This is a genomic window from Candidatus Eremiobacteraceae bacterium (assembly GCA_035710745.1).
Lineage (GTDB): Bacteria > Vulcanimicrobiota > Vulcanimicrobiia > Eremiobacterales > Eremiobacteraceae > JANWLL01.
Genome location: DASTCX010000036.1, coordinates 1 through 6,229 on the forward strand (window position 1 = coordinate 1; position 6,229 = coordinate 6,229).

At 67.0% G+C, this 6,229-nt stretch carries 6 protein-coding genes; 4 read left to right on the top strand and 2 right to left on the bottom strand.

Annotated elements, in window-relative coordinates; all coding sequences use genetic code 11:
• A partial coding sequence (locus VFO25_13095; GenBank protein ID HET9343843.1) for a copper amine oxidase N-terminal domain-containing protein occupies positions 1 to 973 on the top strand: 973 nt, incomplete at its 5' end.
• Positions 974 to 1,041: 68 nt separating this feature from the next.
• On the opposite strand, the gene VFO25_13100 is transcribed toward VFO25_13095, so the two are convergent.
• Both VFO25_13100 and VFO25_13105 read right to left on the bottom strand, forming a co-directional pair.
• Positions 1,042 to 1,632, bottom strand: a complete 591-nt coding sequence (locus VFO25_13100) for a hypothetical protein (protein ID HET9343844.1) — start codon at positions 1,630 to 1,632, stop codon at positions 1,042 to 1,044.
• Positions 1,633 to 1,710: 78 nt separating this feature from the next.
• A complete protein-coding gene (locus tag VFO25_13105; protein HET9343845.1) occupies positions 1,711 to 2,247 on the bottom strand; it encodes a hypothetical protein in 537 nt (178 codons plus the stop codon).
• A gap of 132 nt (positions 2,248 to 2,379) precedes the next feature.
• Here VFO25_13105 and VFO25_13110 point away from each other — a divergent pair, with 132 nt between their 5' ends.
• The 3 genes from VFO25_13110 to VFO25_13120 are packed head-to-tail and all read left to right on the top strand — an operon-like array spanning position 2,380 to position 6,106.
• Positions 2,380 to 3,732 carry a nitrilase-related carbon-nitrogen hydrolase gene (locus VFO25_13110; protein HET9343846.1) on the top strand — a complete coding sequence of 451 codons (1,353 nt, stop codon included), beginning with the start codon at positions 2,380 to 2,382 and terminating at the stop codon, positions 3,730 to 3,732.
• On the top strand, positions 3,729 to 5,033 hold the full coding sequence (locus tag VFO25_13115; protein HET9343847.1) for a hypothetical protein: 1,305 nt from the start codon (positions 3,729 to 3,731) through the stop codon (positions 5,031 to 5,033). The genes VFO25_13110 and VFO25_13115 overlap by 4 nt, the downstream gene beginning before the upstream one ends.
• Positions 5,034 to 5,059: 26 nt before the next feature.
• Positions 5,060 to 6,106 carry a zinc-binding dehydrogenase gene (locus VFO25_13120; GenBank protein ID HET9343848.1) on the top strand — a complete coding sequence of 349 codons (1,047 nt, stop codon included), beginning with the start codon at positions 5,060 to 5,062 and terminating at the stop codon, positions 6,104 to 6,106.
• Positions 6,107 to 6,229 lie beyond the last annotated feature (123 nt).

Consider the following 6,229-nt stretch of genomic DNA (forward strand, 5'->3'; position numbering starts at 1 on the left):
CCAGGTGACCCTCGGCAAGAACGAGGTCATCATCAACGGCGAGTCGCGTCCGCTCGACGTGCCTCCGATGATGTACAAAGGCACGCTCATGGTGCCGGTGCGCGTCATCTCCGAAGCGCTCGGCGCGTACGTCGAGTGGGAGCCGACGCAGCGAGTCGCGGTCGTCCGCTACTTGCCGCCGACGCCGGTCCCGACGCCTGCTCCGACCGAAGCGCCGACCCCGGTGCCGACGCCGGCGCCGACGCCTGTACCGACCACCGCGCCGTCGCTCGGCTACGCGCAGATCGGCTACACCTTCGGTAAGGTGTATAACGAATTTGCGGCAGGCGAGACCGACAAGAGCGGCTCGGGAAATAACGGCAGCGGCGGCGGATTCGGGTGGCCGACCGTCATCGCGGGCGCGTACAAGTTCAATCCGTTCGCGCTGAAAGTCGACTTCCGCCAAGACGTGTACGATACGACGAACAACGCGATCGGACCGTCGGGCGGCCCCGGTACGACGTTCAACACGATTGACGGCGGCGTCGCGACGATCGATCAGTTCCGCGCCAAGCAATCGACGCTCGACGGCCGGCTCGAGTTCAAGGTCGCGTCGCCCGACATCTACGTCGGCGTCGGCTACCTCCAGGCCGCGAACAACTACGGCTATCCGACGCTTCACGCGGTCGGCGGCGGTCTCGAGAAGCTTCCGAGCTTCAACAGCGGCCTCGATTGGTTCGGCTCCGCGTTCTACTACCCGAACGCGAACGGCACGTTCGTGCAGAACGATCCGACCAGCCCGACCTTCGGCCAGTCGTTCAAGCAGTCGTACGACATCATCAAGTACGACATCGGTTTGGACCTGAACTTCGGCACGTCGCCGTTCTACCTGTACGGCGGCTACAGCGGCGACCGCTACAACAAGAAAGACAACAACGAGCCGATCAATCAGACCCACTCGGGACCGTACGTCGGACTCGGGATCCACTTCTGACAGCACGCCGGAGCGTGTAAATGCGGAGGGCCTCCAAGGAGGCCCTCTTCTTTTTGTAGCCGGCGGCTTTAGAACCGGATGCGCTGCGCTTCGATCATCGCCATGTCGGGCGGATCGTACGGACAGATCGACCAGTCGACCCCCGTCGCAGGCTCGAGCGAGGCGAGCTGCCGCAGAGCCTGCCGCGACCAAGGCGTGTTCGGATAGCGGATCGCGGTCTGCAGATAATAATCGACGGCGAGGCGGTCTGTATCGGGATCGTGCTTTCCCGCCATGACGCCGGCGAAACTGAGCATCGCACCGCGCAGCCATGAGTCGCGCGGAAATTCTTCACCCCACTGCGCGAGCGCCGTCTCGACGCCCATGATGCGCGTACGCTCGAGCGGCAGCGCGAGCGGCGAACGCCCTTCGATCGATAGCGCGTGGATGATGTTGCGCACGCCGAGATTGCTGAGCTTCAACCTGCCGAAGTATTGATCGGCCGGCGCGTCCGGCGGCGTCAGCGGATGCGCGTCGACGGCGACCGTGGCGCGCCCATCAGGGCCGGGAGCGCTAGCGGCGGCGATGTCGGCAGCAGCTGCCGGACACAGCGTCATCAGGCCGGCCGCGGCGGCCAGCAGGGTCGCGACGATCGTCGCGGAGGTGAAGCGAAAACGCATGCGGCTTTCCTTTCCGCATGCGTTTTTCTTTGGCGGGCGGCTTGCGGCCTTCGAGGCGAGCGCTCGCTGCGCGCAGCTTCAGTGCTGCTGTTGCTGTTGGCTCGTCGTCGAGGCTGACGCCGCGGCGCTCACCGCGACCGGCCATACTTTTGCCGACGTCTCCGTGCGCGCGACCACGGCGAAGTGATTGTGCGGGAATTGATGGAAGAGGATATTGCGGCACAGCTGCGCTTGATGGTCGCCGTCGGCCGTGTGCATGTGCCAGAAGTCGTGCGACAGATCGTACGCGCGCCGCGGGATCCACGAGTCTTGCGGATACTTGTGCGCCCAGTCCAAGAGCGCGTTCTCGGTCAGCATGAGACCGCCGTAGTACTGGCTCGCGTGCGCCGGGTCGAAACCCTCTCTCGCACCGGTGTCACGGATCGAGTTGGTGATGCCAAGGATACTCATCTTCATGCGGCCGAAATATTCGTCCGCGGGAGCGACTTTCGGTGCGGGCGCGGCGTGCTTGACGACCGCCGTATGATGGACCGACGTCGATGTGCTGCTCGCTAGCGCGCAAACGGGCGACATAGCTAGCAGCAGCGCGCCGAGCGCGACGGATCTGGTGTGCATCTGTTCTTCGTGCTCCTCGAGACGGTCGAGCTGAAGCTCGACCGCTACAGCCGCTCCGTAGAGCGTGCCATAATTATAGGAGGCCCTCCCACGAGCAGGCGAGTGCGCCCGGTCACGGTACGTATCGCGTGCGTGCAACTCCGCGCTCGGCCGCTGGTCGACGCGGAGATCGCGATGCACGATGTGCTCGGCGGCATAGCGACGAGCGCGGCGCACGACGCGAAGATCGTCGTGCTTCCAGAATGTTCGTACCCGGCTTACGTGCTGCTTAAGCGCTCCTTGCCGGGCGGCGCGCGCGCTTCCGAACGTGCGCTCGCGAGAGTCGCGCAAGCGGCGAAGCGCTCTTCCATCGACGTCTGCATCGGCATGGCGTTGCAAGCGAACGACGGTTCGATACGCAACGAGGCCGTCTACATCGATCGCACCGGCCGCGTCGTCGCGCGCTACGCGAAAGTCTTCCTTTGGAACTTCGATCGGCGTTGGTTCGCTCCGGGCCGCGCTGTGGACGCGTTCGACACTTCATATGGACGACTCGGCATGATGATCTGCGCCGATGGGCGCATGCCCGAGATCGCGCGTTCGCTCGCGCGACGCGGCGCATGGCTCATTCTCGATCCGACGGCGTGGGTAGGCACGGGCGCAGACTACGCGCGCATGGCGAATCCGCAAGTCGAATTCATGATGCGCGTGCGGGCACGCGAAAATGGCGTATGGATCGCGGCCGCCGACAAATGCGGTTCCGAACATGAGGCCGTCCACTACGTCGGAGCGAGTATGATCGTCGCACCGGACGGTGAGCGGATCGCATGTGCTTCCGCCGATCGGCCGGCACTCATCGCGGCCGACGTCCCGATCGCGCGCGCGCCGAAGCCGTTCGTCGTGGCGCTCACACCTTCCGAGCGCCGCTCGCTTCGCTCCGCTTATCGCGCGCCACGGTCCAAGAGCGCGCCGCGCTTCCGGCTCGGAGTCCTCCAGGGCACGCTCGGAAAAGGTCGAGCCGTCGCGCTCGCGGCGTTGCGCGCGCAGGGCGCAGACGCCGTTATCGAAGCTGCACGGAGCGCGGCCGATGCGCGCACGGCGCTCGCGAGCATCCGTGCATTGCGAGTGGCCGTCGTCGATGGAACCGCGATGTTCGCGCCGGAGCCGGCGCGTGCCGCTGCGCTTCGCGGCGCTGACGTGATCGTCTGGAGCAAAGCACCGTATCGCGACGACGTGCGCGACACCGCACGGACGCGCGCGCTCGAGAACCGCGTCTTCGTCGTGGCCGCGCTCTCGCGCGTCGGAAAGGGCGATGCGACGTCACTCGTCGCCGATCCCGACGGGCGGGTGATCGGCGAGGCGCTTGCCGGCAAGGCGTCAGGCTTTGTCGCTCAGATCGACGCTGGCGCTGCGAGTGACAAGCGCGTCGTGCCCGGCTCCGATGCGCTGGCAGACCGGATCCCGAAAGCGTTCGCGCTCTTCGACGCGAAGCGCGGCGCATCGTGATCACGCTCATCTCGCTCGCGCTGTCCGCGCTCGTCATGTTCGCCGGTGCGGCCGAGCACGTCGCTCCGATGCCGGCGCGCGTGCCACCGTCGAACGGCCCGATGCTCATCACCCGCGCCAGCATCGCGCCCGCGTCTGCGCGCGTGTTCGTAGGTTCGTCCCTGCGTCTTCGGGCGGCGTTCGCAGGTGACGCGGGAGGCACCATCGCGTGGTCGCTCATCGGTCCGGGCGCGATCGCTCAGGACGGGACCTACTCGGCGCCGCCGACGGCCGGGCTGCAAGCGATCGTCGTCGCGACCGCAGGCAGCGCGTCCGTGGCATCGGCGGTACTGGTCGTCGCTCCGCCCGCCCAGGATCTGCCGGTCGCTTACGTCGCCTGTTACGATGACGGCACGCTCGACGTCCGCAACGCTTCGACGTTCGACGACATCGGCACGATGTCGACCGGCGACGCCGCAGCGAGCGTGGTGAGCGATGCGCGCACCCACGTCGCGGTCGTCGCGGCCGCTAGCCGCATCGGCGTCTTCGACGTGCGATCTGGCAAGACGACGTTCTCCGCACCCGTCGCCGGCGCTCGCTTTTCCGAACTCGCGATGCTCGCGAACGGCTACGTCGCCGCGACCGACAATCAAGCCTCGGCCGGTCAGGACGGCGTGCGCATCTTCGGTCCTGTCGCTCGCGGTCGAGCGCCGGCGCTCGCAGCATCGGCTCCCGCAGGCGACACACCCGAGGGCATCGCAGCCTCGGCGGACGGCCGGTCGTTCTACGTCACGAACGTGAACTCGAACTCGGTCATGCGTTTCACGTTCGACGGACGCGGCGCCGCCCGCCTCACGGGCGCAGCGGTCACCGGACATCGACCCTTCGGCATCGCAGTCGACGATGCGCGACGCCTCATGTTCGTCGCGGACAACGACACGCCGACGCTCAGCGGCGCATCGTCGCAGCCCGGTCTCGAGATCTTCGCGCTTCCTTCTATGAAGTTGGTGCGCCGCGTGACGACGGGTTCCGCGAACGCGCTTCCCCTCGGCGTCGCCGTCGATTCGGCAGCGGACCGGCTGTTCGTGACGAACGAGGGTGACGGCGACGTCGCAGCATACTCGATCGCGCCGTTCAAACGGATCGCCACGCTCCCCGCCGGGAGGACGCCGTGGCTTCCGTCGATCGACATCGTCCGGGGGACGCTTCTCGTCCCCAACGCGGGCGACGACACGCTGAGCGTTTTTGACACCCGGTCGCTGCGCCCGATCGCGAGCGCGGTGCAGACGTGCGGTTATCCGACCGCGACGGCGTCGCTTTGACAATCGGACAAGCGAAAGGAGCGACGATGCGCGCGGCTTACGCCGTCAGGCTCGGCGGCGACGCGCCGCTCGACAACCTCGAGATCGGCGAGCGGCCGTTGCCGGAACCCGGACGCGGCGAAGTGCGCGTGCGCGTCCGCGCGGTCACGCTCAATCACCACGACTACTTCACGCTACGCGGCATCGTCGGATATCCGATCCAACCGCCGCGTATCCTCGGCTGCGACGCTGCTGGCGTCATCGACGCGCACGGAGCGGGCGTCGCAGATAACGCGCCGCCCATCGGCACCGAAGTCGTGGTCTACCCCGTCCGCTTTTGCGGCGTGTGCCCCGCGTGTTTCGGCCCGGACCCGATGCTTTGCCGCCGTTTCACGATGCTCAGCGACGGCGACGTCGAGGGCTCGCTCGCCGAGTACGTCGTCGTGCCGGCGCAAGCGGCGGTCCCCAAACCGGCTTCGCTCGACTTCGCGCAAGCGGCATGTATGGGAGTGTCGTTTCTCACCGCGTATCGCATGCTCTTCGTGAAGGCTGCGCTCGACCCGGGGCGCAGCGTGCTCGTCCAAGGCGCGGGCGGCGGTCTCGCGACGGCCGCCATCCAGCTCGCATCGGCGGCGGGCTGCTCGGTCATCGTCGCATCCCGTTCGCAGGAGCGCCGCACCGCTGCGCTGCGCATCGGAGCGCATCATGTAGTCGAGAGCGGCAAGGACGCGGCAAAGGCTGTGCTCGGCTTGACGGGCGGCGACGGGGTGGACGCGGTCATCGAGTCGGTCGGCGAGCCGACGTGGGGCACGAGCCTGCGCGCGGTGCGTCAAGGAGGCGCGGTCGTGGTCGCGGGAGCGACCGCGGGCTCCAATCCACCGGCCGATCTCTCGCGCATCTTCTGGCGGCAGCTGCGCATCCTCGGCTCGACGATGGGATCGCTGCCGGAGTTCGTGAGGCTGCTGCGCTTCGTCGACGAGCGCGGCATAAAGCCCGCGATCGCCGCGTCGTACGACTGGGGCGGGATAAGGACCGCGTTCGAGCGGCTTGCGTCGGGAGATCATTTCGGAAAGCTCGTCATCACCATCGACTGAAAAGGGAGCGGTCGAGATTTATCTCGACCGCCGCGGCCTTGCGTTGCTGGAAAGGGAGCGGTCGAGATTTATCTCGACCGCCGCGGCCTTGCGTTGTTGGAAAGGGAGCGGTCGAGATTTATC

What these genes read in the sequence shown, in the direction of transcription:
- VFO25_13100 (HET9343844.1), bottom strand. Translation starts at nt 1,632, where the DNA reads ATGCGTTTTCGCTTCACCTCCGCGACGATCGTCGCGACCCTGCTGGCC.
- VFO25_13105 (HET9343845.1), bottom strand. Translation starts at nt 2,247, where the DNA reads ATGCACACCAGATCCGTCGCGCTCGGCGCGCTGCTGCTAGCTATGTCG.
- VFO25_13120 (HET9343848.1), top strand. Translation starts at nt 5,060, where the DNA reads ATGCGCGCGGCTTACGCCGTCAGGCTCGGCGGCGACGCGCCGCTCGAC.